This is a genomic window from Methanosarcina sp. 2.H.T.1A.6 (assembly GCF_000979455.1).
Taxonomy (GTDB): Archaea; Halobacteriota; Methanosarcinia; order Methanosarcinales; family Methanosarcinaceae; genus Methanosarcina.
In genome coordinates, this window is the sequence record NZ_JJOY01000048.1 from 111,177 (window position 1) to 136,467 (window position 25,291).

Sequence of the window (25,291 nt, forward strand, 5' to 3'; positions counted from 1 at the left end):
TTTTTCTAATTCTCTTCTTATCCTTTTTATTCTTTTAAAACCCTGTACACCAGATGCACATACTTCTTTTCCACAATTTCATTTTTTAAAAGTTCAAGTTGAATCCCGCTTTTCTCAATGCCTCTGAAAAGATTTGTCCCGGGTTTTCCCACAATCTCCGGAGTCAGGACCAGGCTGATTTCCTCAACGAGCCCCTGTTCGAGCAGAATGCTGTTCAGTATTCCTCCGCTGTCCGAGACTACAAGCTTAAAACCATACCGTTCATTTGCAATTTCAAGTGCTTGCTTGACGTCCACGCGTTCTGCTCCTGCCCGGATAAAGTCGTAGTTCCTTTCCTTTAGATAATTGATGTAAGGCTCAGGAGTTTTCTCCGATACAAGGACGATCACATCTTTACTGTACTCGGAACGCCTGAAAACGTGCATCAGCCCTTCAAGAATTCCCCGGGAATCAGCGATCATCCAGTATGCCCGGGTGTCGTTAGGCTGAATTTCAGGTTTCTTGAAGTCCAATTCATCTTCCGGAGGGACTTTTTCGCAAAAAAATTGTGTTCCCGCCTTTGCGGTGTTTGAGCCGACTATCATGGCATCAGGCTCGTAATTGCCCAGGATTCCATAGTGAACATCAAGGTTTGCCGTAAAGCCGGTAGTTGAGCCGTCGAGACTTATGGTGTTGTGTATGACCAGTCTGGGTAGCATATTGTCACCTATTCCCCCAAATTAAACATCCAATAAAGTTATTCTATATTGGAATATATTTAATCTGGATGCATACTCTGGAATTTGAAGGCGTATCAAAGTCTTTCGCAGAAAAAAATGTTATCAGAGACATCTCTTTTTCAGTCGAACAGGGTGAGATCTTCGGGCTGCTGGGACCAAACGGGGCTGGAAAAACCACCCTTTTAAGGCTGCTTCTTGATATTATAAAACCGGATTCGGGAGAAATCAGGGTCTTTGGGGGTTCTCTGGGTCCTGCTGCAAAAGATAGGATAGGCTACCTTCCTGAAGAAAGGGGGCTGTACAGGAAAACAAAGCTTCTGGATATGCTTGTCTATCTCGCACAACTTAAAAACGTCCCTAAGAAAGAGGCACAGGCGAATGCAGAGTCTCTTCTGAAATCCCTGGACCTGTACGAACACAGGGGGAAAAGGGTAGAAGAGCTTTCAAAAGGAATGCAGCAAAAAATTCAGTTTCTTTCTTCTATTATCCATGAGCCTGAACTTATTATTCTTGACGAGCCGTTTTCCGGGCTTGACCCCATAAGCACGAAAACCGTTAAAGACAAAATCCTCGAGTACAGAAACTCAGGCAGGACTATTATCCTCTCCACGCATATGATGGAACAGGCGCAGAAGCTCTGCGACAGGATCCTTATGCTGAATAAAGGTGAACGAGTGCTTTACGGCACCGTTGCAGGGATACGAAAGGAGCACGGGAATAACTCCCTGCTTGTGGAGTTCGCCGAAAAAAGGAGTTTGAGCATTATTCCAGAAATTCAAGGCATCAGAAAAATTACAGAGCATGAAGGGTCAGTTGAGATCTTTCCTGAGGAAGGCATAAGCGCACAGGCAGTTCTGCAGGAGCTTATACGGAGAGCTGATGTCCTGCGGTTTGAGCAGGCTTTTCCTTCCCTTAACGAGATTTTTATTGAGACTGTGGAGAGTGCTTCTGGTGAGTAACTTTTCCGGAAAAACCTTTGTTGTTGCCAAGTATGAGTTCCTGAAAACCGTAAGGCGTAAAGAGTTTCTCTTCATGACCTTTGCTTTTCCTCTTCTCCTTGCCGGAATCGCTATTATTCCCTCTCTGCTTGCCGGCACCACTCTTGCCGAAGATCAGAGGGTAGGCTATATTGACATGACCGGTTCCTTCGATTTTCCGGAATCTTTAACTCATGAAGGTTTCTCTGTAGGACCGCTGGGAGCAAAGCCCTCAACTATAGAGTTTATAAGGTACGAAGAAAGCTCTGAAGCCAGGGAAGCCCTGCAGTCAGGGCAGATTTCTTCCTATCTTATAGTCCCTGCAGATTTCCTTGAGACCGGCGTGATCGAACTTTATGCCTCCGAAAAGGGAATGTCAGTTCCGGGGGCTGAACTCTCGGCTGAGCTTTCAAATATCGCGATCAATTCTCTCCTGAAAGATCGGGTGGATGAACCCGTACTTGAGAGGGTCAAAGATCCGATTAACCTTAATATGTATAATGTAGGGGATAATGGAGAATCTTCAGAGCAGGGTATAGCCGAGATCCTTACCAGCTTTGGTCTGCCTTTTCTTATGGCTTTTCTCCTCTTTTTCAGCATTTTTTCGGCTTCAGGCTATCTCCTCCGGGGGGTTGCTGAAGAAAAGGAAAATAGAATTATGGAGGTTCTTCTTTCTTCCGTAACCCCTTCCGAGCTTCTTACCGGCAAAGTAGTGGGGCTTGGGGCAGTTGGCCTCCTGCAGATTGTCGTGTGGCTCTCAGTAATCTTTCTGGGAGGTGGCTATGCCCTTCCGGTAGATCTCGAACCCATGCTCCTTTTTATTGCCCTTATCTATTTTCTGCTCGGCTTTCTCTTCTTTGCCAGCATGATGGCAGGAGTCGGGGCAGTAACCGGTTCCCTTCAGGAGAGCCAGCAGGTAGCAGGAATTTTCACATTTGTAGCTGCATTTCCTCTTATATTCATGCAGGTGATCCTTACAAGCCCCGACAGCCCGCTTGCAGTTTTTCTGTCCCTATTTCCTTTCACCTCTCCTGCATCCATGCTTGCAAGGATCGGGGCTTCGGAAGTTCCTTTCTACCAGATCGCAGCGAGTTTCTTTATCCTTTTTGTTTCAATTCATGTAGTAATCGTGATTTCAAGCCGGTTGTTCAGGGTTTACCTGCTCATGTACGGAAAAAGGCCCGGGGTAAAGGAAATCCTGAAAAATATTAAAGCAGGGGGACGGTGAAGTAAAGAAAACACGATATCTTTTGATTTATATCCGGGATTTGAGGCAGATTAAGTTACCTTTTCTCAGGTATGCAAGGGCGATCGATTCGTAAATATAGGGACTGATTAAATAAACAGAAATTCTATCATCAGTATTTTATAATATGACTTACATATTTATGATTGGTTCATGAGGGATTACTGTAGAATGGAGCAAATGCAGGACAGCCTCAAAACTGATCCAGTAATATACTTCATGACACAGGATACTGTAAATGGAGTAAAAGCAGGGCAGCCTCAAAACTGATCCGGTAATATTCTACTTCATGATGCAGGATAAACCTTGTGAACCACCTAACTGACTTTCTTACTCAACGCTCAAGTTTCTTAACTACTGATTTTCTCAACTTTTATTTCCTGTTGCGACTTCGGGTCATTACTTTTGTTTCCCCCCGGCACTTTATGAATGATGACTTCTCCGAAATTTCGATTGAGATAGCCCCCATCTCCCAATCATCCACATAATCCTTTTTCAAAGATTACCGGGTTTCAAACACTTATCTGTGGCAGTTTCCGCAACTTGTACTTTCATTAGCCGAAATATGAGTTCCGGGTATGCTGCCGTTCAACAGGGTCGATTTTGCCTTGAAAACAGCGTCTTCAGGGCCTGCAGCGTATATGTCAGCTCCGATCTTGTCAGCCCAGGCCTGAGTGACCAGCGATCCTCCTACACCTGTTATAACTTTATCCCGGATACCTGCAGCTTTGAGCTGCTCCTCAATCTGGATCTGGTGGAGCATGGTGGTGCTCATGGAGGCGGAACTGAATACAAAATCAGCTTCCTTCTCTTTGGCGGTTGCGGCAAGGCTTTCAGCAGAAATACTGTCTCCAAGATTAATTACTTCAAAACCTTCTTTTTCAAACGCAGTCGCGATACTATCCTTCCCAAAAGTGTGAGAGTCTCCTTCAACAGTGGCGATTATAACCGTTCCCACACTTTCATTTTCCTGCCTGCAAGAATCTCCTGCTGACACCGGGAAGACGAATTGATAAACAATCATACCCAGAATTAATAAGCCCAATAAATTCCAATTTTTTCTGTACATATCTCTATCTCCTTTCTTTATCACGGATTACCTGCTCTTCCCACACTTCTTCTCGCTTGCAGTCTTCTCATCTGCAGTCTTCTCACCCGCATTTTTGTTTTTTTCTAAAGGCTTCTCGGATACGAGGGGGAGATAGTCATAGTTCGTTTCCGTTACGTTGTATGGGAAATCCGAAATCATGTCTTTGTCCTCATCCAAAGCTGTTTCTGAAAAACCATCTCCTCCAGGAGAAGCCCAGAAATTCCCACCCAGATAAGGTCCTCCTGCGATATTCACTCCGTTAGTTTTTGAAATGTTCCAGGTATTTGTTCCGTAGTCTTCGGCATTTTTGCTATTATTCAGGTAATTGTTGTAAATGATATTGCAGTCCGAATTTGTCCCATCGGTCCAGTCCAGGTTAAGAGATATGCCTACATCATTTCCTGACATTCTATTTCCTGAGATTGTATTGTTGCCGCAGCCTTCCGTAAATAGTCCATAGGAACTGGCTGTGATAGTGTTGTTTTTCAAAGTATTTTCTTCACTTGCCCCGTAGAGATAGATCCCTTCATAGGCTTCTGAAAGGATGTTTCCTTCAAGAGTATTGTTGCAGCTTGTGTCCCCGAGGTCTATACAGCACCAGCTATTCGAAGTAGCTGTGTTTTCTTTCAGGACGTTGTCTCTGCTGGCATCGCAGAGCCAGATGCCTGCCATGTTGTTTGATGCATTGTTATCTTCTACGAGGCAGTTCCTGCAGCTGCTTAAGATGAAAGCATCTCCTTCATTTGAATTGACAGCATTGCCTCTGAGAGTTGTAATAGAACAGTTTCCGAGGTAAATTCCATGTTCGTTGTTTGAGATGTTGTTTCCTTCAATAAGGGAATTTTGAGTATTATACAGGTAAATCCCAAAACTGCTGTTTTCAAGATATAGGTCTTTGAGGGTAATATTCTCACAGTTAATGCAGTAGACAACTCCTGCATTGGAATCTGAATCAAGAGTCTGGTTTGAAACCCCTACAAGATAGTATATCGGTTTTCCATCTACCATGTTGCTGGTGTCAATGGTGTTGTTCATTTCTCCTCTGTAGTGATAAGTATAAGCCCCGAAATTCCTGCTGTTGCAAGACATTGTGTTGTTCTGAAGTGTGTTAAAACTTGAGTTGAGGTAGATTCCCCACTGGTTCGAATTTGCTTTGTTTCCTCTCAGGACACTTTCATTTGAGTTTCCCAGGTATATCCCGTACATCTCGTTTGAGTTTGCAGTGTTGTTTTCGAGAAGGCTTTCCCCAGAGTCGATAAGGTATATTCCGTAAAAGTTGTTTGATGTTTTCGAGTTAAGTATACGGCATCCGGAAGAGTTTTCCATGTATATACCAACTGCTTCCCCGGAGGCGCAGTTATTTTGGAGGGTATTGTTTTGGGATGAATTCAGATAGAAGCCGTAATGGCGGTTAGAGGCTGCCCTGTTATCTTTTATTATGTTCTGTTCTGAACTTTCAAGCCAGATACCGTTGTCGCTGTTAGCTAAGCGATTATTTTCCAGAGTGTTCTCATGCGAATCTCTTAACATTATGCTTCTCCAGTTCTCCGAAAAATAGTTGTTACTGATTTTACTTCCAGAAACCCCTTCTAGATAGATCCCATATGTTGAATTCGCTCCTTTAAAAGTAAATCCGCTGATTTTTACGAAATCAGAAGTCACATGAAACACAGGGGTTTCAGGATCCTGAGCAGTAATTACGGTTTTATTAGGGCACTTATTCTCAGAGATTATCTCAAGAGATTTATTTACAAGTACGTTTTCACTGTATCTTCCTTCCCCAACAAGGATAACATCCCCTTCATTGGCGGCATTTATTGCTTCTTGCAGGCTACCGTATTCTCCTGTATCTCCTCCTTCCTTTACATAAAGAGTAGACGCGGATGCAGAGCTTGATATAAGGATAAGCAGTGTGAAAACGGCAGTTAATATGAGTATTCTCTTCCCTTTCAACAGTTATCATCTTCCTGTAACCGAACCCGGGGTTAGTCTTCGCTTATGAGTTCTAAAAGGAAGGCTGGGCGAGTCTTCTCCTCATTACATCCTGCGGTTTGAGCAGACTCCACAGGACAAATAATTAACAGTCTACTTGTCGATCAATTCAGCAAATCCTGCGCCCAACTAATCCCAAAAACCGAATCTTAAATGGGTTCAGCTGATTAAAAAAGAGTTTTAATTTTATTATTTAGACCTGATTATTTGGGTAACAAATGTTTTCTTTTACTGCTCATTGAGATTCGATAAATTAAGGAGAAAACCAGTGGACCTTAGTTTGCGAGCGGTTTATGATAGGTCCGCCTGGATACAGACCGGAGCGATATGGTTTACTGCCTGGAGAGCGATGCTTTCAAGGAAGTTGCGGATACTCCAGGGAATCTTATCCAGAGTATGGGAGGCAAAATTCAAGCTGCCTACGATTTCGTTACTATACTTAAGAGGAATTATCGCTACTGCTGTAATTCCTTCTTCCCTTGCCGCTTCAGCCATATTTTCGGAGTAAAAATCCAGCGAGTAAATGGGCTTTTCGATCCAGATCTGTTTTGCCTCATTTGATTCTGCCTTATATCTTGAAACCTTTTCTTTAAATTCGGGTGAAATTCCCCTGGATGCAACAAGATTTATCTGGTCCATGAGTTCGTCCTTAATATATACACCCCCGGCGTCCAGTCCGTTTATCTGCAGGCAGGCATCAAGTACCAGGTCAAGAATGGTATGGAGATTCCAGGTAGTATTAAGGTTCATTCCCAGTTCCCGCTGGATTTCGAGCATTTTCTGGGCTTCTTTTTGTTCGGTAATATCTACAACAAGGCCCTGAAGATGTGTTGCTTTGCCTTCTTTATCCCTCTGGATAAAGGTTTTCTCATCCACCCAGAGCATTTTTCCGTCTCCTGTAAAAATCCTGTATTCAATATCGAAAGATTCCTGTTTCTCGGCGATGTTGCGTTTAAGGGTTTCAATAACCGTGCCAATGTCATCCCTATGAATTATACTCCCGTAAGCCACTTTCCCTGATGTGAAATCTTCTACAGTGTAACCTAATTGGGTCACGTTTTCTGAAACGTATTCTGCAGGCAGGTCTTCTTTGTTTTCCCATAAAAATGCCACTGCCTGGCTGTTGTTGATTATGGTTCTCAACAGCTTCTGCATTTCAAAAGATTTCCCGAGGGCTTCTTCATTCTCTTTCCGTTCGGTTATATCGAGGACAAGCCCTTGCAAGTGGGTTATCTCTCCGTCTTCATTCCGCTGGATAAATGTCCTTTCGTTGACCCAGCGCAGGTCTCCGGCTTTTGTGAATATTCTGTACTCCGCATTGAAGTCAACTTCACCTTTTCGGATACGCTGTTCTAACATCTCTTCAACTTTTTTCTGGTCATCGGGGTGGATGATGTCCCCATAAAGGATATTGCCGGAAATAAAGTCCTCCACCGTATATCCAAACTGGACGACGTTTTCCGACACAAATTCGGACGGCCATTTTGCCTCCTTTCTCCACAGGAAAACAACTGCAGGGCTATTGTTTACTACGGTCCTGATTATTTCCTGCATCTTAAGGGCAGATAATAGGTCCACAATTCCTATTACTGCAATCACCTTCCCGTTCTCCGAGAAGATCGGGCAAACAGCCACGTTTCTGCCCAGGTAAGTGCCCTCCTTCGGAACTCCCCTTATGGTCTTTCCGGTCCTGAGCACCTCTTCGAGTACCGGCCCTGTATAGTCCCTGTCAATTATTTTTCCTTTTTCGAGGCGAAGCCCCTTCTTCTTGAGGCTGCGGATGGTGGTCGGAAGCCCTACAAGGGAATGTACTGCCACTGCTATTGCTTCAAGTTCCTCTGGTCCCGCATCTTCATATATTAAAGATGTAATTCTTTCACCCCCAGAAAGATTCTGATTTTTTATAACTAAAGGTAGAAACATTTCAACCGGAAAAATATCGTGCTGAAAACCAGTATCCGGCCTTTTATACTATATTTTCAGAGAATATATAGTCGTTCTTTGTTTTTACCGGATATCCAACATATAGACATTCATGTATTGATTATGAAATCCCTGTATTAGTTATGACTTCCGAACAATTACGATTAATGTTGATATATGTGAAGAGATCAGTTAAAATACCCTGTGTACGATGGCTCTCAGCTGGATCAATAAGGATATGCTTGGACTCGTTTCGTAGAAATTCTTGAGGTCGAGTATTATATCTAGCCATTTTTATACTACATGGATGAATATATTAAAGCTATGAAAATTCTGGTTATCATGGGAAGTCCGCGAAAAGGTAATACTTATAGGGCTGCAAAAAAAATCGAAGAGTCCATGCAGTCAATGGGTAGTGTTGAATTTGAATACTTGATGCTCAAAGATGCAAATCTATCGCAGTGCCGTGGTTGTTATGTCTGTATTATGGAAGGAGAAGATCACTGTCCATGTAAAGACGATGCCTTTGTTATCTAGCAGAAGATGCATGCTGCCGATGGAGTAATCTTTGCTACGCCTGTTTATAGTATGAATGTTTCCGCACTCCTGAAAACTTTCATAGACCGTTTATTTTATATTTGTCATCGACCCCTCTTTTTCGATAAAAAAGCTCTTCTTCTGTCTACCACAGGTGCGCTGGGCCTTAAGGGGGTTCTCTATTATCTCAAACTGATAGTTGGTGTATGGGGTTTTGAAGTAGTTTGTTCTGTTGGACTCAAAAATAATCCTATACAGATTTCTGAGATGAAAAAGCAGGAGAACAATCAGAAGCTTGAGAAAGCTGCATCTGCGTTTTATAATTCTTTTCAGAAAAAACGCCGCTCTCCGGGGCTTAAAGATGTATTAATTTTTCATTCCCAGAGGGCGAGTTTTGGTGACCCTGAACAGAGTTCTCTTGTTGATTATACATACTGGAAAGAGAAAGGCTGGCTCAGATCGGAAGCAAAATATTACGTGGATATTCCTGTTAATCCTGTTTACAACGCTATCGGCTGGATGGCTGAACAGGTGCTAAGAAGAAATATTCAAAAGGAACTGGCTAAAACACAAAAATAAATTCTTTATTATGATACATCTCTTGATTTAAGACCAGATGAATATTTTTATAGTCCTGAGCGGATTTGAACCGCTGTCCCGGGCTCCAAAGGCCCGAAGGATTGACCACTACCCTACAGGACTACGCATGTAAGCTTTTACTTATAGCTTAATTCATGTACTTAATTTTTGTGCCTTATTGGGACTTTTTTGCGGGATTTTCAGGTCAAATATTCATTTATATAAAAATTCGTATGCCGGCTTTGAAACTTTTTACATGATAATATTTTTTGTTTGAAATGAATTTTTTGTATAATTAATTTAAAGTAATTTACATTATTACTATATAATGGAGCTGGAAGAGATAGGGATGACCGAATAGAAGTATTAGCGGATTGTTAAAGAATCGCCCGGAGTTACTCGTTCCTGCTCTGGCGGTATGTTGATGGGAACATATTTTCAGAGCTGTTGTGTTGGGGGACACCGTAAGGGATGAGAGTTACACCGGGCTTCTTCTTCTTACAGTATTTATTTTTTTGAGTGCTTTCAAATTTGTTTATGAGCTCATCCCAAAACCAATTTTATTTTCAAATCAGTAAAGTTTCAGAACTATTTTCATGATCAGAAACTCTATTGATTATTCTGAATACGGGATTTAGAGAAGCAATTTTGAGTTTTGGGATCGGCTCTATATTAATTTTTGATCGATTTCGATCTGTTTTTGCTGTATTCTCAATATTCTTTTGCTCTTCTATGAGCACTCTTGCTGATATTTCTGGTTAAAAATTAGAATCGGCGCAAAATTTATGCTGGTTTTGAAACTTTTAGCGTAACAATATAATTTGTTACAGAACAATTTTTGATATAATTAATTTAAAATAATTTACGCTATTAGTATATACTGGAGTTGGGAAGTGAGATTGGTTAATCTACCGACATAATCTACCACCTGAAGAATTGCCTGGGGGCCGCTGATCCTTTCTTCGAATTAATGTGCTTGGGGGAGCATATGATATTCGGAGAGGCTATGTTGGGGGACACGGCGAACGGATGTAGTACCTCCGGGCTTCTCTTATACTTTTTTTCCTTACTCCATCTTTTCTCTTCTGTCTGTCTCTATTTTCTTCTCTATTTCCTTCTCTATTTCTTTTCCGATTTCTATCCATTTTTTCTTGAATATGGCTTTTGAGACTTACATTCATAAAATATATTTTTCACAGGTCAAAAGGGTAAAAGACCCAGTACCGAAATGCCTTCCAGGTTGATCGTTTAAGTAACAGGCACCTGTAGACGACAGTTCTAATTTTGGCAGTTGAGCTTTTACACTTAAATCCTTATATTGCTTTGAATTTTTTAACGTTGAATTAATTTTTGTTTAAGAACAAAATTTTGGGTAATTAATTTAAAATAGTCAATGATATAATGTTATATTCGTGGAGTTGGGAAGTGAGTAGGGTATATACAATAAGAAATGCTTGGGGGCCATTGATCCTGCTCTGGATCAATATGCTTGGGGGAGCATATCTTCAGGGCTGCTGTGTTGGGGGACACAGTAGAAAAGGATAATCGTGCCTCTGAGCTTCTTCTCACAACGTTTTCTTCACTGCGCTTTTTTCTCTCCAGGTCTTTTCCTTGTTACTTTAAAAGTTGTCAAAAAAGGGCGTTTGATCGGAAGGTTGATGTCCTCTTTTTCGATATGAAGTTCGACCGCTTCTTTCAGGTTCGAAACTGCTTCTTCAATCGTTTTTCCCTGGCTTGATATATCCAGTTCCAGGCATGAGGATACGTACCGCTCTTTCTCCTTTTGCACCACTGCCGAAAATGTAAACATTTCTGTCATGGTTCGTAATACCTCAGTGCCTATGTTAAATATTTCGCAGCTAGCTATTTTTGATTGAGCTTATCTATTGACTCTAAAAGATCTGAGAAAGGAACTATAAAGTAAATATCGTAATTTTTCAGCTACCTTTGCTCCGAACTTCTTTTTCTGCTATATTCAATGCTGCTTATTTTCATACTGGTTAATACAAAAATCATTAATTTCGTGTTTTTATAGGGCGTGATGATATTCTATTTATCTGTTACTCTAATCCAGAGGCTATTCTTGACAATATAAAGAGTCTCGAGATTGAATTGAATTATGTTAAGATTGAATTGAGTGAGATTAAAGAAGAAGTTAGGGATCTAAAGGCTCTTTTTAATCCGAACAGTCAATACAGCAATAAGCTTCCTTTTACCGATACTTTTGCCAAGAAGAAAGCTGAACGTGAACCTTACTTGAGTGTTAAACGTTTTGGTGGTAAGCAGGGGCATCATGGATCTACGCTAAATATTTTTGATCCCCCCATGAAAGCGTAAACCATCGGCTCTGCAATTGTAAATTCTGCGGTTACAACCTTTAGATGACTGGAGTAAAGGGTTGCGAGAAGAGACCGGAAGTTGATTCCTTATGCACGAATCTCAAAAGCGCTTAAGGACCTTTTTGAATTGAGAATAAGTCCAGCTACGGTAAAGAGTGCAGAAGATGAGTGTTTCCACAATTTAACAGAAGTCCGCAACTACATCAAGATTTCTAAATATTATATCCAATGTTCTATATATTTATATATTTTACATGTGAGCCATTGACCTGTTTCTGGCTCTCTCTAAACTTGAAGTCCAAAATTCTGAGTACGATCTGAGATAAACCTGCTCTCAAAAGCTGTTCTTAATAAGATGCTTTAAAGTTTGAGGTAATTTCATGGAGACCAAGAAACGATATGTTTTGTTTACTCTATCAATCGTCGGTCTGCTGCTGCTCGGATATATTACTTCGGCGGTGGACTCAATCGATTCCAATGCAAAAAGTACTGTTTTAAACATTAATGGCAATTCTATAACTTTGGCAGACCCGGATGCCAAAATCAAAAACATTATTGTCCTTGTCCCTGATGGGTGTTCCCAGAGTGTACAGACCCTTGCTCGATGGTACAGCGGGAAACCCCTGCAGCTTGATGAAATGATGGTTGGAGCAGTATCAACTTATAGTGCTGACTCAGTTATCACAGATTCTTCTGCTGCTGCAACGGCATTAGCTACAGGTCATAAAACAACAAATGGGTTTATAAGCGTCGGTCCAGCTGATGATTCTGTGTTAAGCATACTGGAAGCCCCTTCCGAAGAAGTCCAATACCGACCGCTTGCAACAGTGCTTGAAGGTTCAAAACTTGAAGGCAAAGCTACCGGGCTTGTGGTAACTTCTCGCGTCACTCATGCCACACCTGCGGCTTTTGCTTCTCATGTCGATGACAGAAATAATGAAAACGAAATTATGGAACAGATGGTTTATGGGGATATTGATGTCGTTTTCGGCGGCGGTTCCCGTTATCTCTTACCTGTAGCTGAAGGGGGAAAAAGGATGGATGGGGAAAATCTGACCGAAGTACTTCTTGACAGAGGCTACCAGTTTATTGACAGCAAAGACGAAATGTTGGACCTGACCTCCGGCAGAACCTGGGGTCTTTTTGCCAAAAGCCACATGGAATCGGACATTAACCGCCCCCTACTTGCACCTGAGGAGCCTTCTCTTGCAGAGATGACTGAAAAGGCAGTCGAGCTGCTCTCCCAGGACAAGGACGGCTTCTTCCTTATGGTGGAAGGTAGCCAGGTTGATTGGGGAGACCACACCAATGACCCTATCTATGCTGTCACCAGTTTTCTGGCTTTTGATGAAGCTGTTAAAGTTGCGGTTGATTTTGCTGAAAAAGACGGGCATACCCTTGTCCTGGCTTTCCCGGATCATAACACAGGCGGCATGATTATTGGCAGTTACTCAGATTCAGAATATACCTCCACAACAGTAAAAGATGTTATTAAGCCTTTGAAAGGCATGAAGCTCAACTCTCCAGGTGTTGCGGCAAAAATAGGGAAAGATCTTTCTCCCAAAAATATCAAAAACCAGTTGAAGACCTGGTGGGGCATTGATGCAACTGATGAAGACATAACTGAAATTCTTGAACTTTACAATGATGGGAAAGGCCTCTCACTCGACTATGCTATCAGTGAGGTAATCAGCCGAAATCATACAGTCATTGGGTGGACTACTCATGGGCACTGTGGAGAAGATGTCCCTCTGTGGGCTTATGGCCCTGGCAGTCCTTCAGGCCACATGGATAATACTGAAATTGCGGAATATGTTGCTAAAGAACTGGGCTTTGACCTGAATGAAACCAGCGAATATCTGTTTGTCGAAGCAGGTGAGGTTTTCTCCAGAGACAACGGAGATGGGCAACTCGATGAAAATGAGTATTCTCTGGATATGACAGATCCCTTAAACCCTGTACTGAGAATCGGAGATGCCGAATTGCCCGTGAGCAAGAACCTTCTTATTAAGGATGGAGTTACTCATGAACTCGACGGAATAGTTGTTTATACTCCTGAAACCGATAAAGTCTACATTCCTTATGAGGTTCTTTCATCAGTCTGATGCAGGCACTGTCACAACAATGAAACCTACAAACGGGTGAATAAGCCATATTGAAATCTCAGGAAACCCTGAAGAAAAACGGAAGATTTTTTCCTTTATACCTTTTTTTATTCATTTTGCTCTTCTCCACCCTTTATGAGCTGGAAATTGGTTGAATTTCCTCCTCAGGATTTTTTCTTCTGCCTTAAACCTAGGTGGTATTTATAAAACTACTTTTATACTGATATATGGAAGCTTAAAAAAGGAGATCCTATATGGAAGCGGAAATGACCTCAAGGGAGCGTTTTATTAACGCACTAGAAGGAAACTATGTTGACCGTGTCCCATACGGCTACCTGTGGTTCGGAGCAGGGCATGCGGTACTGGAGCGGCTGGGCGCAAGCCTCAAGGACGCTTACGGTTCTGCAGAGGGAATTGCAAGGGCACAGATCCTTGCGCGGGAGATGTATCACCAGGATAATGTAATGTCCCCCTGGGGCTGCCTTCTGGTGGAAGCCGAGGCACTCGGGACAAAGGTAAACATAAAGGAAAATGCCTATCCTACAGTTGCAAAATATGTACTCAAATCCGCGGCTGAGCATGAACTGATAAACCCCGATGACATCGAGAAGTCCGGGAGAGTGAAGACCATTGCCGGATCGGTTGAGATTCTCAAGAAGGAAATCGGGGATGAAGCATTTATCACAGGGGCAACTATGTCTCCTCTGATGCTCGCATCTCAGGTCATGGGAGGGAGCAGGCTCTGCATTGACATGCTGAAGGACAGGGACAGTTTCCACGCCCTGCTGGAAAAACTCACGGAAAGCTGCATCCTTTTTGCCGATGCCCTGCTTGAAGCCGGAGCTGACGGTATTTTTGTCGAAAACGGGGAGAACACGGGAGACCTTTTCAGCCCGCAAATGGCTGAAGAATTCATGCTGCCATATACGAAGAAACTCTATGATCATATCAAAGCCGGAGGAGGCTATGTAATCTCCCATAACTGTGCAGCCCATGCTTTCTATGACCTGGAAATGAAACTTGAACCCCATGCCCTTAACTTTGCCTTCGGGGATGTCAGGCTGCTCGGAAAAAAGTATGGGGTTGAATGTAAAAAGCTCCATAACCACAAAAACATCGGGTGCGGTCCAAGGCACTGCTTCAAGGAATTTAAGGTATTTTCGGACGCAGGCATCTGCCTTATGGGAAACATTATCCCGGATGCTCCTCTCACCGGTTCCCGCGCCGAGATCGAGCATGAGGTAAAAAGCTGTCTCTCCGCGGCACCGAAAAAAGGTTTCATTCTGTCGACAGGCTGCGAAATCCCTCTTAACACCCCGCTTGAAAAAATGGAAATGCTCTGGGATGCGGTAAAAGCAGGGATTTGAGGACTTCTTTCCAGGCTTTTGTTTCAAGGAAAACTTTCTGTAAATATTAATTATTTCGTAAAGTTTCGCAAAGTTAGTAAATTTTGTAAAATTTCAGTAATACACAATTTCCGAAAAACCCTGTGGAAGTTCTTCCCCCAGGAATTTTTCTACTTCTTTTTTCAGGTTTGCAACGGCTTCTTCAACAGTTCCTCCTTTACAGATAACATCCGCTTCAGGGCAGATTGAAACATAGGCATTCTCCTCCTTGAGAATGGTTGCAGAGAAAGGAAACCATATAGTCATATTTTGAAATATTGTCCAGTCATTTTAAGCGTTTCGTATCCCTGTTATCTTACCATACTCTCACGAGCCGTTTTTCAGGGGGCAGATGGACGAGCGTAGGAAATTTATACTTGCGAATATATCACATTCGAAGTTTATATTAATAGAACGTTGAAACTTATGTTGACAGGCTTGCGGGATTTATGGCAGCAGAGTCTTTGATAACCTCTTTTGTGTCTTCGCCTGACCTTTCGGTACTCGTCCTCCTTGGAGTTCTTTTACTGACTGCTCTGAGGCAGGTTGGGTCTTTGAGGCTGCGGATCTGGCAGGTTATGACCCTGGGTGCTCTCTCAGTGCTACTGCTCGGGGAAATTTCACCTCAAGAGGCTCTCCGGGCAATTAACATGGATGTTCTCCTCTTCCTTTTCGGGGCTTTTTGTGTGGGTGAGGCGCTTAACAGGAGCGGATACCTTGCCTGGCTTGGAAGCCGGATAGTTTCAAGGGCAAGGAACACGGGTCAATTGGTCTTGCTCGTGATATTTTCTACAGGGCTTCTCTCTGCAGTCCTTATGAATGATACCCTTGCTATTATGGGCACTCCGCTTGTTCTGCGTTTTTCCCGGAAATACGGGGTATCCCCCAAACTCATGCTCTTTGCCCTGGCTTTCGGAATAACCACAGGTAGCGTCATGAGCCCCATCGGAAATCCTCAGAACCTTCTGATCGCAATTGACGGAAATCTTGATTCCCCGTTTGTGACCTTTTTGTGTTCGCTGGCTCTGCCGACTCTTATAAACCTTGCACTTGCTTATGCAGTACTCAGGCTCTTTTTCAGCCGGGAATTCGGGAAAACAGCTCTTGTTCATTCTGAAGAGGTTATTTCCGACCCAGAACTTGCAGAAATCTCAAAGAAGTCTCTTTTCCTTCTGCTGGCTCTTATCACCTGTAAGATCCTTTTTGTGGAGTTTTTGCCTTCCCGGGATTTCAGTTTGAGCTGGATTGCCCTGCTCTCCGCTTCTCCCATACTGCTCAGTAAAAGGCGAACTGAAGTTGTAAAGAATATTGACTGGACAACTCTGGTCTTCTTTGTTTCAATGTTCGTGCTTATGGAAAGTGTCTGGATGTCCGGAACCTGCCAGGAACTTCTCGGCAGAATGTCTCCGCATTTAGGCTCGGTTCCTATGATTCTTGTCCTCAGCATGGGACTCAGCCAGCTTATTTCTAATGTACCCTTTGTTGCGCTCTATCTCCCTGCAATGGGAAGTGAGGTCTCTCAGGGGCAGCTGATGGCGCTTGCTGCTGGAAGTACAATTGCGGGGAATCTTTTTATCCTGGGGGCTGCAAGCAATGTTATAATCCTCCAGAATGCTGAAAAAGACGGTGAAACGTTTTCTTTTATGGAATTCGCCAGAATTGGGGCATTAATTTCCTTCTTAGATGCTATTATTTACTTTATCTTCCTTTTGCCCTTCTAAGCAATAATATTTCCATAAATACCGCTAAAAAATCCGTTATAACTTTAAATGCCCTTTTAAAACCTATTAATCGTCTAATAGATTTAGCTGGTTAACCCTTCCGGTATATAAAGGGTGCCCAACCCTCTGATAAACTTGATATACTGAGAGCACATACACTTTTTTCTGGAAGATATCAAATCATGACCCAGAATACTACCGATTCAAATACCAGGCGCAAACGCGCTAAAGGTACCGTACAGATGAAAACCCTCGGGCCTGTTGATGACCTTGAACCCCATGTCCAGTCCAACTGGTGGCAGACTCTTTTTAATTCCCTTTATCTCAAGACCGATGCCGATCTTCTGGATGATATGGAAGTTACAAGGAAAGAAACAGATCTTGTTGTCTCCATCCTCGGACTCGCCCCTGAAGACACGGTTCTTGACCTTTGCTGCGGACAGGGCAGGCATGTCCTGGAACTGTCAAGGAGGGGTTTTTCAAACGTCGAAGGCTATGACAGGTCCCAGTACCTTATCCGGAAAGCAAGAACAAGGGCTCTGAAGGAAAACCTGCAGGTCCGGTTCAGGGAAGGGGACGCAAGAAAACTGCCTTACCCATCTGATACTTTCTCTGTGGTTACCATCCTTGGAAACAGCTTCGGATACTTTGATTCCACTCTGCATGACCGAAAAGTGCTTGAGGAGATTTTCAGAGTACTGAAACCAGGAGGCAGGGTCTTTATTGATGCTGCAGATGGGGACCATATGAAAAAGAATTTCCAGCCAAGATCATGGGAATGGCTGGACAGGAAGTACTTCGTATGCAGGGAAAGAGCCCTTTCTTCTGATGGCGACCGTCTGATTTGCAGGGAGGTTATATGCCGCAATGACAAAGGAATAATTGCGGATCAGTTTTACGCTGAGAGACTGTACAATAAGGAAAGCCTTTTTGAGCTACTTACAGCATCAGGTTTTAGCAGCCCTACTTTTCATACAACCTTTAGCCCTGTGTCAACAGGCACCCAGGATGCAGGAATGATGGAGCAGAGAATCCTGCTTTCAGCAACGGTTGAAAAAGCCTGGCCGTCTCTGGCTTCCCCTCTTCATTCTGAAAGTAAAAAACCCCTTAACGTTGTAGTGGTGCTTGGAGACCCGAGAAAGGAAGACCAGGTCAAGCCTGCCTGCGTATTTGACGATGATGATTTCGAAACCGTTAATAGGATGAAAAAGGCACTTGCTGAGATTCCTTACATGAAATTCACTTTCCTGGACAGGCACGAAACCCTTCTCGAAGACCTTAAAAAGAGAGCAGGAAAAACTGACCTTGTGCTTAACCTCTGTGATGAAGGCTTTTACAATGACCCTACAAAAGAGCTTCATGTTCCTGCCCTGCTTGAGCAGTTCAATATTCCTTATACAGGTGCGGGTCCCCAATGCCTTGCCTTCTGCTATGATAAGTCTCTTGTAAGGGGGGTCGCTCGTGAGATGCGGATTCCTGTGGCAAAAGGAATTCTCGTTACCGGGGATTCTGATGTTTCAAGGCTTTCCCTCTCTTTCCCCCTGCTAGTAAAACCCAACTCAGGGGACTCAAGTTACGGGATCACGCAGAAAAGCATAGTCCACAGCAGGGAAGAAATATTCGAAATAATGAAGGAGACGAAAGAAAAAATAGGGTCAGATAAGCCTTTCCTGCTGGAGGAGTTCCTTCCGGGGAAGGACATCAGTGTCGGTATCATCGGAAATCCGCCTATGTGCACTGTACTGCCTATCACGGAAGAAGATTACTCTGCAGTTCCGGAAGAACTTCCACAGATTTGCGGGTATGAGGCTAAATGGCTTCCTGATTCTCCGTACTGGAATATCAAATCCGTGCCTGCGGGAATTCCTGAAAAAACCGAAAAAGAAATTGTGAGGTGCTGCCTTGCTCTCTTTTCAAGGTTGGGCTGCCGCGACTATGCTCGCTTTGACTGGAGGCTTGACGCCGAAGGCAGGCCAAAATTGCTTGAAGTAAATCCGAATCCTGGCTGGTGCTGGGATGGGCACCTTGCAAAAATGGCAGCTTATACCAATATCTCTTACTCCGGTATGCTGGCAGCAATTCTTGAGGCTGCAAAGAAAAGGTATGGTATCGGAACCGATGTAAAGGCTGAGCTTCATAAGAAAGTCCCTGAACAATCCCCAAGGAAAAGCCCGGCTGAATGTGCTGCGGAATTCGAGGAGGAAGTCGAAGCTAAAGGTTCTATCGACTCAAAGAACGATAGAAAGAGAAATGTTTTCTCCAGCAATTCTGAGACAATACAGGCTCTTTAAGAGTATCTAAAATCAAAAAGTAATATCAATAAGATCGGTTAAGAAAAAGGTTAGATTTGGAAAAAAGTTATATTCAAAAAAACTGCAGTCAAAAAACTACGGAATGCGAAAGATCGATTTCTTCCTTTATTCTTCCCTTTCGCTTTCCTTTTTCTTTTACTTCTGGATGATTATCGTGAGGATATCTTCATCCTCCATGGCATGTTCAAGTCCTACCCTCTGTCCGGGGTGTTTTGCAGACGGGCCCCATATCTGGGCATAACGGAACTTTCTGCGGAAATCACGGTGAAGGCGGTCACAGATCTGGCCGATGTTTGTCCCACTCATTACTATAAGAGGCTCTTCCATATCTGCTGGTCCTCCCTGAGGTTTCAGGTAGACCCGGATAAAGCCCAGGCAGTCGTAGATAGCGTCCTTGAGCTCCTCGATATTAATGCCTTTATGGGCTGAGATAAAAAGTGAGTTCGGGTATATTTTCCGGCATTCTTCTATCAGCTGAGGGTAAGCAAGGTCCACTTTGTTGACTGCAATCAGGGAGCTGACATAACTCCGGTTTTCCAGGACGACATCGATAAGCTGGTCTACATTGATATTTTCCCTTATCAGGACATGGGCATTGTGGATTTTATATTCATCCAGCACTGCCTTGATAGTCTCTTCATCCAGGTCAAGGTCTATGGTTGAGTTTATCTCGATTCCACCCCTGTCCTTTCTCTTGATGGTAACGTCAGGGGGCACCTCATCCACACGGATTCCTGCCTGGTATAGTTCGTCCATAAGGACTTCATAGTGCTTGGGCTGGAAAACATCGAGCAAAAAGATAACCATGTCGGAGTTTCTTATGACCGAAATCACTTCTTTCCCGCGTCCGCGCCCGGAAGATGCGCCTTTTACAAGCCCGGGTACGTCAAGGAACTGGATTGTTGCTCCTTTGTGCTCAAGCACTCCCGGCACGACGGTAAGGGTGGTGAATTCGTATGCTCCTACCTCTGATTTTGCGCCAGTGACTTTATTCAGAAGAGTGGATTTCCCTACCGACGGGAAGCCCACGAGAGTTACGGTACCGTCTCCCGATTTCTTGACCGAGTAACCGTCTCCTCCACTCTTTGAGGAGGCTTTCTTCTCAATTTCATCCCGCATGCGGGCCATCTTGGCTTTCAGCCTGCCTATGTGGTGAGAAGTTGCCTTATTGTACTGGGTCTTTCGAATTTCGTCTTCTACTTCCTGTATTTGCTCCTGTATGCTGCTCATCTGGAACCTGCCGATTTCGGGACTGAAAAAATTATTTTCATAGCACTTTAAAAATGAAACCGCATCCAAACGGTCTCTATAAACCTTTTTTGATCTAAAACAGATCCGTTATCTGGATATTTTATTCTGAATAGTTGGATGCAATATATATACCTATGGAATGGTTTTTATCGCTACTGAATGGTCTTTACTGTTAGAATTATTTTATTTCCTTGCTACTAAGCTACTAAATGATTTTTACTGCTTGAATTATTTTGTTGGTATGAAATTATTTTTATTGATTGATCCGGAAATGATGAAATTGGTTGGTTATTTATATCTCTCAATAAGTATAATAATATTTAAACCTTCTTGATTGGAAGCTCTCTGGCAAATATACATAACAAACGCCCTGGTGCTTCCTGATTAACTGGTTGGTATTATTCCTAAATGACCGCAAATGGCATCTCACGTTCTTTTTTTCACGCGCCGCGCAAGGCTTGACCCCGCCTGCGTACAGTAGATCTATACAAAATCAATAGCCTTACCGGTAGCTTTAATTCTAAAATACTAACCATGCAACGGGGCGCGACCAACGCCTTTACTCAAAAGGAATGATCTCTCCAGTTCTCTCATATACCTGCAGCCCTGCCGGAAGCTTTGAGGCGAATTCTGTGGAACCAAGGGCTTGCAGGAATTTTCTGATTTCAGGGGCTTCCAACACCTCTTTTCTGACCAGAAAGTCGTATTCTTCTTCTGCAAATTTTACGAATTTCAGGCAGTTTCTTTCTGCACAGTTCCTTATGCCCACTCCGGCATCAGCCTTTCCTGAATGAACAGCCTCGCAGACTGCAACTTCAGATTTCGCTCCGGAAACATATCCTGGTATTGAGTCCGTAAACTCTTTTTTGCTTACTCCTCTTTCCCTTGCCAGTTCCTCTATTTTCATCTCAAGAAGAGCCCTTGTACCCGAACCTCTGTTCCGGTTAATCAGGCGTTTTCCTGGCAGGTCTTCAAGTCCGGAAATCGGGGTGTCCTGCCTGACAAGGAGTCCTACTTCACGCCTGTACCCTTTAACAAGCACAGCTCCTGAAAGGCCCATTGCCTCAACTGTGGGGGTATTGTACCGGATTTCATCTGGCAGGGTCCCGTTCTGTCCTTCCGGACGCCTGGAGGGCATATTCACGCCTGCGATATCTGCCGTGCCTGCGGCAATTGCACTGAAACCCCCGCTTGAGCCGCTGTAAAGTGTTCTGAACCTGAGTCCGCTAAGGTCTTCCAGAACATCAAGTCCGGGGCAGAACCCACCTGCAATGAGTATATCCGGCTTTTCAACTTCTCCAAAAAGGGTCACTTCTACCGGAGTTCTTGCTTCTATGAACTCGGTCTTTGGCTGGATTTCTATAAAGCCATCTGCTCCGGAAAGCGATGTTATGGCACCTGAACCCCTGTCTGCAGGATAAACCCGTCCCCTTACCATGCCTACGGGAAGGAGCTGCTGCCTCCCTTCGGAACGGAGGTCCGTACCCATTATTCCTTCTTCCGTTCTCCTGATTCCAGCCTCTGCTCCAAGGGATTTTCTAAGAAGAGGAGCCACAAATTCATTAAAGATCATTAAAGCAGATGTAGGGTTTCCGGGAAGCCCTATAATCGGGACATCTTTTATGACGCCGATGATTACAGGTTTTCCCGGTTTTATGTTGATACCGTGGGCAAGGGTCTCTCCTGCTTCGTCTATTAACCGGTACATCACATCCCCCGCCCCGGATGATGTGCTGCCCGAAGTCAGGATAAGGGCACACTCCGAAACCGCAGTTTCAAGTGCTTTTCCCATCACACTCTCATTGTCCTTTACAATCCCGTAAAGCAGGGGGAAAGCTCCGCATTCCCGGACTCCTGCGTATAGCGTGTAAGAGTTTGCGTCATATACTTTCCCCGAAGCCAGCGTTTCTCCCGGATTGGTGAGTTCGTCTCCAGTAGAAATTATCCCTACCTGCAGCCTGAGTACGGGAACTTCTTTTTTTCCTATGGAAGCCAGGACCCCGATTTCTCTTGTGCCCAGTTTCCTTCCCCTGCGCAGCACCCTTTCCCCCTTCAGGATATCAGAGCCTGCTTTCATGATATTTTCTCCCCCGGTTACAGGTCTGAAGATGAGTGCAGTCCCGTTTTCTTCAGAGGTATATTCAACCATAACCACAGCATCAGCCCCTTCAGGAATCGGGGCTCCTGTCGCAATCTCCACAGCTTCCCCTGCCGAGACCGTGAATTTTGCATCCGAACCTGCGGGGATATTTCCAAGTAACCTCAGCTTTATGGGTTCTGTTTCACTGCAGGCATACGTATCTTCTGCCCTGACAGCATAGCCGTCCATCACAGCTCTCGGAAAAGGAGGAACATTAATTTCGGTAATAATATCCTCTGCAAGGATTTTTCCGTGGGCATTCTCAAGGGCTGAGCTTTCTTTTTCAGGACGGACCTGAAGGTTGTTTATTATTCTCCGGGCCTCCTCCACAGAGACAAGTTCCCGAAATTCTTTGCGTTTCATAAGAGTCAAACCTGAAATCTTATCGGTTTCCAGATGGATTTTTTACCTTAATAGCATTTCCCGGTGCATATCAATCTGTTCTTGCATCCGTAATCGCTCTTACAGCTGGAATCGGCTGGTGCCTGCAGGAGAAAAGTATACAGGGTTGACTGATAAGATTGACTTCGAACGTCGAAAGAAATAGATTCCAGCTAAGAAGGTTGACTGAGAAAGATTTGATCTAAAAAAGAGTTTGGCGGGAAAAATCCCGCCGTTTTTGTTTTTGTCTTCAGAGTCGCGCTCTTTCATTGAGCAGATTCTTTTATTTATAAATAGGTGTGCCCGTACTCTTGGTTATTTTATCAAAGGCTTCAACCATTTTCATTGTAAGGGGTCCTGGTTTGCCTGTACCTATGAGTCTTCCGTCAAGTTTGGTAACGGGGGCAGATTCGGCTGCTGTTCCGGTGACGAAGATTTCATCTGCTGTGTAGAGGTCAAAAAGGCCGAGATTTGATTCGATGACTTTGTAGCCCATCTCGTCCAGGAGTTCGATGGCTGTGGCTCTTGTGATACCCTTTAAGTTGCTTATTGTGTGGGGGGTAAGGACCTGGTTGTTTTTGACGATAAAGATGTTGTCTCCCGAGCCTTCGCACACAAAGCCGTTCTGGTCAAGGAAGACGGCTTCATCTCCTCCTTTTTCATTGGCTTCAATCTTTGCGAGGATGTTGTTGAGATAGTTCAGGGACTTGATGTTCGGGGACAGGGCATCCGGGGCATTTCTACGGACACAGACGCTGACTCCTGTGAGCCCGACTTCGTAAAGGTCGCCGTACATGGCTCCCCAGCCCTGGGCGATAACAACGACACATGGTTTTTCACATTTGCGGGGGTCAAGTCCGAGGTCTCCGACTCCTCTTGAGACGATGGGGCGGATGTAAGCATCTTTGAGGTTGTTTTTCCTGAGGGTCTCAAGGATTATCTCGGCCATTTCTTCTCTTGTGATGGGGATGTCCATTGCGATTGCTTTTGCTGAGTCATAAAGCCTGTCAACGTGTTCCTTTAACTTGAAGACACGCCCGTTGTATGCCCTTATGCCTTCGAACACACCGTCGCCGTAAAGGAATCCGTGGTCATAGACCGAAACTTTGGCTTCGGATTTTGGGACAAATTTCCCGTCTAAATAAATCAGTAACTCACTCATTTGCAAATCATCCTTTTCAGTTTTTATTATCTGTAGGGTACTTAACTGGGGCTTTCTATCCAGTATAAGTCTTTAACCTACAGGTCAATAGCCCATTTAACTTTTTCACTCTTTTACAGTATGTAAGCTCTGTGAAAAGCTCTTAAAGGAACTCAGAACTCCAAGAGAGTTGCCATACTGAGATTCTTAATAAACATTCCAAGTAAAGCGGGTAGATACTAAATATATATTACAATTCCGCTTCCACATAAATATTTTTAGATTTTATATCGCACCAATTAGTATGTTCATGCAAAAGGTTTTTATCTTAGAAGGCTCATTTCGTACTCCGCAGTAGGATAAGCAACCAGGGCTCGTGGCTTAGCCTGGATATAGCGCTGGGCTTCTAACCCAGACGTCGGGGGTTCAAATCCCTTCGAGCCCGCTTTATTCTTCTTGCTTACTTTTGATTAATTTCTGGTAAATAAACCTCGACCTTCTTCCTGATGTTCTTATACTTTTTATTGAAATATCCGCTCGTTTTCAATCTATTTTTGTCTTTTTTCGGCAACGAGCTTTCAGCATAGCTGCAGCTTTTTACGGAGGCCTGTGCAACATCTCTTTTCAAATCGAAAAAATTCAAAAACAGGGTCGAAATTTAAATAAATATACATTAAATAAAATTTGAACTAAATATAAATTAACTAAAAATGCAGTCTACCGGGGACGCTGATGATATGAAAATTCCCGGTATAATCTCACATAACGCTATTTCCTGTTCTTTAAAAATCCGGATACTGCCAGCTCTTTTCGTTAACTGCTCTTCCGGGTTTCGGGCACCATCTGAACGCTCTCTTCCGAGGGCATGATTATTGCCAGAATAATATATATGACGATCCCGATCCCGTCTATCAGGGCAAGAAGAACAAAGACAAGCCTTACAAAGGTCGGGTCAATCCCGAAGTATTTTCCGAGCCCGCTGCAAACCCCAAAGAGCATACGGTCACTCTTACTTTTTGTCAGGCGCTTTTCCATTTTATAAACCGTGCGTTTTTCTTCTTTTGTCTCCTCCTTTTCTTCGCTGGTTCTTTCCCCTGACTCTGTTCTGGCTTCTTCTTTTGTTTCTTCCATTGTTTTCTCAGGTTTTTCCCATGATTTCTCTGTATAGCCAGTTTCAAGTTCCCCCGGAGCCTTGAAATCGCTTTCTTTCGGTTCTATTCTTTCCTGGGGTAGAGGCTCTATGCTGGCTTCTTTTTCTGTTTCTTCCATTGTTTTCTCAGGTTTTTCCCATGATTTCTCTGTATAACCAGTTTCAAGTTCCCCCGGAGCCTTGAAATCGCTTTCTTTCGGATCCTTTTTTTCCTCAAAGTCGGGATTTTCCTGCATACTGATTATTCTATTTACGAGGATTTATATTATCCTGTTATTTATCCAACGTTTTTTATAATTATAT

Annotated in this window: 17 protein-coding genes, 2 tRNA genes and 1 pseudogene; 9 read left to right on the forward strand and 11 right to left on the reverse strand. The window is 43.6% G+C overall.

What is annotated here, in order from left to right; all coding sequences use genetic code 11:
• Window positions 1-26 precede the first annotated feature (26 nt).
• On the reverse strand, window positions 27-698 hold the full coding sequence (locus tag EO98_RS14305) for a dihydrofolate reductase family protein (protein ID WP_048137863.1): 672 nt from the start codon (window positions 696-698) through the stop codon (window positions 27-29).
• A 68-nt stretch (window positions 699-766) separates the two neighbouring features.
• Here EO98_RS14305 and EO98_RS14310 point away from each other — a divergent pair, with 68 nt between their 5' ends.
• Together EO98_RS14310 and EO98_RS14315 are read left to right on the forward strand one after the other, a co-directional pair.
• The gene (locus EO98_RS14310; RefSeq protein WP_048137865.1) at window positions 767-1,678 is read left to right on the forward strand and encodes an ABC transporter ATP-binding protein; all 912 of its coding nucleotides are present in this window, start codon (window positions 767-769) and stop codon (window positions 1,676-1,678) included.
• On the forward strand, window positions 1,671-2,924 hold the full coding sequence (locus EO98_RS14315) for an ABC transporter permease (RefSeq protein ID WP_235283465.1): 1,254 nt from the start codon (window positions 1,671-1,673) through the stop codon (window positions 2,922-2,924). Before EO98_RS14310 ends, EO98_RS14315 begins: the two co-directional genes overlap by 8 nt.
• Before the next feature lie 538 nt (window positions 2,925-3,462).
• Here the strand turns inward: EO98_RS14315 and EO98_RS14320 are convergent.
• From EO98_RS14320 to EO98_RS14330, 3 genes are all read right to left on the reverse strand, one after another.
• Window positions 3,463-4,011, reverse strand: a complete 549-nt coding sequence (locus tag EO98_RS14320; protein ID WP_048137869.1) for a B12-binding domain-containing protein — start codon at window positions 4,009-4,011, stop codon at window positions 3,463-3,465.
• Between the two features lie 27 nt (window positions 4,012-4,038).
• Window positions 4,039-5,985, reverse strand: a complete 1,947-nt coding sequence (locus EO98_RS14325; RefSeq protein ID WP_082098628.1) for a NosD domain-containing protein — start codon at window positions 5,983-5,985, stop codon at window positions 4,039-4,041.
• Window positions 5,986-6,315: 330 nt separating this feature from the next.
• Complete coding sequence (locus EO98_RS14330; RefSeq protein ID WP_048137871.1) at window positions 6,316-7,947, reverse strand: PAS domain-containing protein; 1,632 nt, start codon at window positions 7,945-7,947, stop codon at window positions 6,316-6,318.
• Window positions 7,948-8,271: 324 nt separating this feature from the next.
• Here EO98_RS14330 and EO98_RS14335 point away from each other — a divergent pair.
• Window positions 8,272-9,063, forward strand: a pseudogene (locus EO98_RS14335) (flavodoxin family protein).
• Between the two features lie 50 nt (window positions 9,064-9,113).
• Here EO98_RS14335 and EO98_RS14340 read toward each other — a convergent pair.
• Window positions 9,114-9,186 (reverse strand) — tRNA-Gln (locus EO98_RS14340).
• Between the two features lie 1,456 nt (window positions 9,187-10,642).
• Complete coding sequence (locus EO98_RS14345) at window positions 10,643-10,882, reverse strand: type II toxin-antitoxin system HicB family antitoxin (protein WP_048137873.1); 240 nt, start codon at window positions 10,880-10,882, stop codon at window positions 10,643-10,645.
• Between the two features lie 293 nt (window positions 10,883-11,175).
• Between EO98_RS14345 and EO98_RS14350 the strand changes: the two genes are divergently transcribed.
• The 3 genes from EO98_RS14350 (at window position 11,176) to EO98_RS14360 (ending at window position 14,874) form a co-directional block, all read left to right on the forward strand.
• Complete coding sequence (locus EO98_RS14350; RefSeq protein WP_048137875.1) at window positions 11,176-11,400, forward strand: hypothetical protein; 225 nt, start codon at window positions 11,176-11,178, stop codon at window positions 11,398-11,400.
• Window positions 11,401-11,782: 382 nt separating this feature from the next.
• Window positions 11,783-13,507, forward strand: a complete 1,725-nt coding sequence (locus tag EO98_RS14355) for an alkaline phosphatase (protein ID WP_048137877.1) — start codon at window positions 11,783-11,785, stop codon at window positions 13,505-13,507.
• Between the two features lie 254 nt (window positions 13,508-13,761).
• On the forward strand, window positions 13,762-14,874 hold the full coding sequence (locus EO98_RS14360; RefSeq protein ID WP_048137878.1) for a methylcobamide--CoM methyltransferase: 1,113 nt from the start codon (window positions 13,762-13,764) through the stop codon (window positions 14,872-14,874).
• Window positions 14,875-14,967: 93 nt separating this feature from the next.
• Here EO98_RS14360 and EO98_RS14365 read toward each other — a convergent pair whose 3' ends face one another.
• Entirely contained in the window at window positions 14,968-15,159 is a 192-nt protein-coding gene (locus EO98_RS14365; protein ID WP_048137880.1) for a hypothetical protein, read from the reverse strand.
• 182 nt (window positions 15,160-15,341) lie between these two features.
• Between EO98_RS14365 and EO98_RS14370 the strand changes: the two genes are divergently transcribed.
• The gene (locus EO98_RS14370; RefSeq protein ID WP_048137881.1) at window positions 15,342-16,613 is read left to right on the forward strand and encodes an anion transporter; all 1,272 of its coding nucleotides are present in this window, start codon (window positions 15,342-15,344) and stop codon (window positions 16,611-16,613) included.
• Window positions 16,614-16,795: 182 nt separating this feature from the next.
• A complete protein-coding gene (locus tag EO98_RS14375) occupies window positions 16,796-18,904 on the forward strand; it encodes a methyltransferase domain-containing protein (RefSeq protein ID WP_048137883.1) in 2,109 nt (702 codons plus the stop codon).
• Window positions 18,905-19,060: 156 nt separating this feature from the next.
• Here the strand turns inward: EO98_RS14375 and EO98_RS14380 are convergent, their stop codons facing one another.
• The 3 genes from EO98_RS14380 to ilvE all read right to left on the reverse strand — a co-directional run bounded on the left by EO98_RS14380 (window position 19,061) and on the right by ilvE (window position 23,859).
• Window positions 19,061-20,155 (reverse strand): GTP-binding protein, encoded by a 1,095-nt coding sequence (locus EO98_RS14380; protein WP_048138048.1) that lies wholly within the window; start codon window positions 20,153-20,155, stop codon window positions 19,061-19,063.
• 580 nt (window positions 20,156-20,735) lie between these two features.
• The gene (locus EO98_RS14385; RefSeq protein WP_048137885.1) at window positions 20,736-22,679 is read right to left on the reverse strand and encodes a molybdopterin biosynthesis protein; all 1,944 of its coding nucleotides are present in this window, start codon (window positions 22,677-22,679) and stop codon (window positions 20,736-20,738) included.
• 301 nt (window positions 22,680-22,980) lie between these two features.
• Window positions 22,981-23,859 carry a branched-chain-amino-acid transaminase gene (ilvE, locus tag EO98_RS14390; RefSeq protein WP_048137887.1) on the reverse strand — a complete coding sequence of 293 codons (879 nt, stop codon included), beginning with the start codon at window positions 23,857-23,859 and terminating at the stop codon, window positions 22,981-22,983.
• Between the two features lie 349 nt (window positions 23,860-24,208).
• Between ilvE and EO98_RS14395 the strand changes: the two genes are divergently transcribed.
• Window positions 24,209-24,283 (forward strand) — tRNA-Arg (locus EO98_RS14395).
• Window positions 24,284-24,651: 368 nt separating this feature from the next.
• Here the strand turns inward: EO98_RS14395 and EO98_RS14400 are convergent.
• Window positions 24,652-25,224, reverse strand: a complete 573-nt coding sequence (locus EO98_RS14400; RefSeq protein ID WP_048137889.1) for a PspC domain-containing protein — start codon at window positions 25,222-25,224, stop codon at window positions 24,652-24,654.
• Window positions 25,225-25,291: the final 67 nt, after the last annotated feature.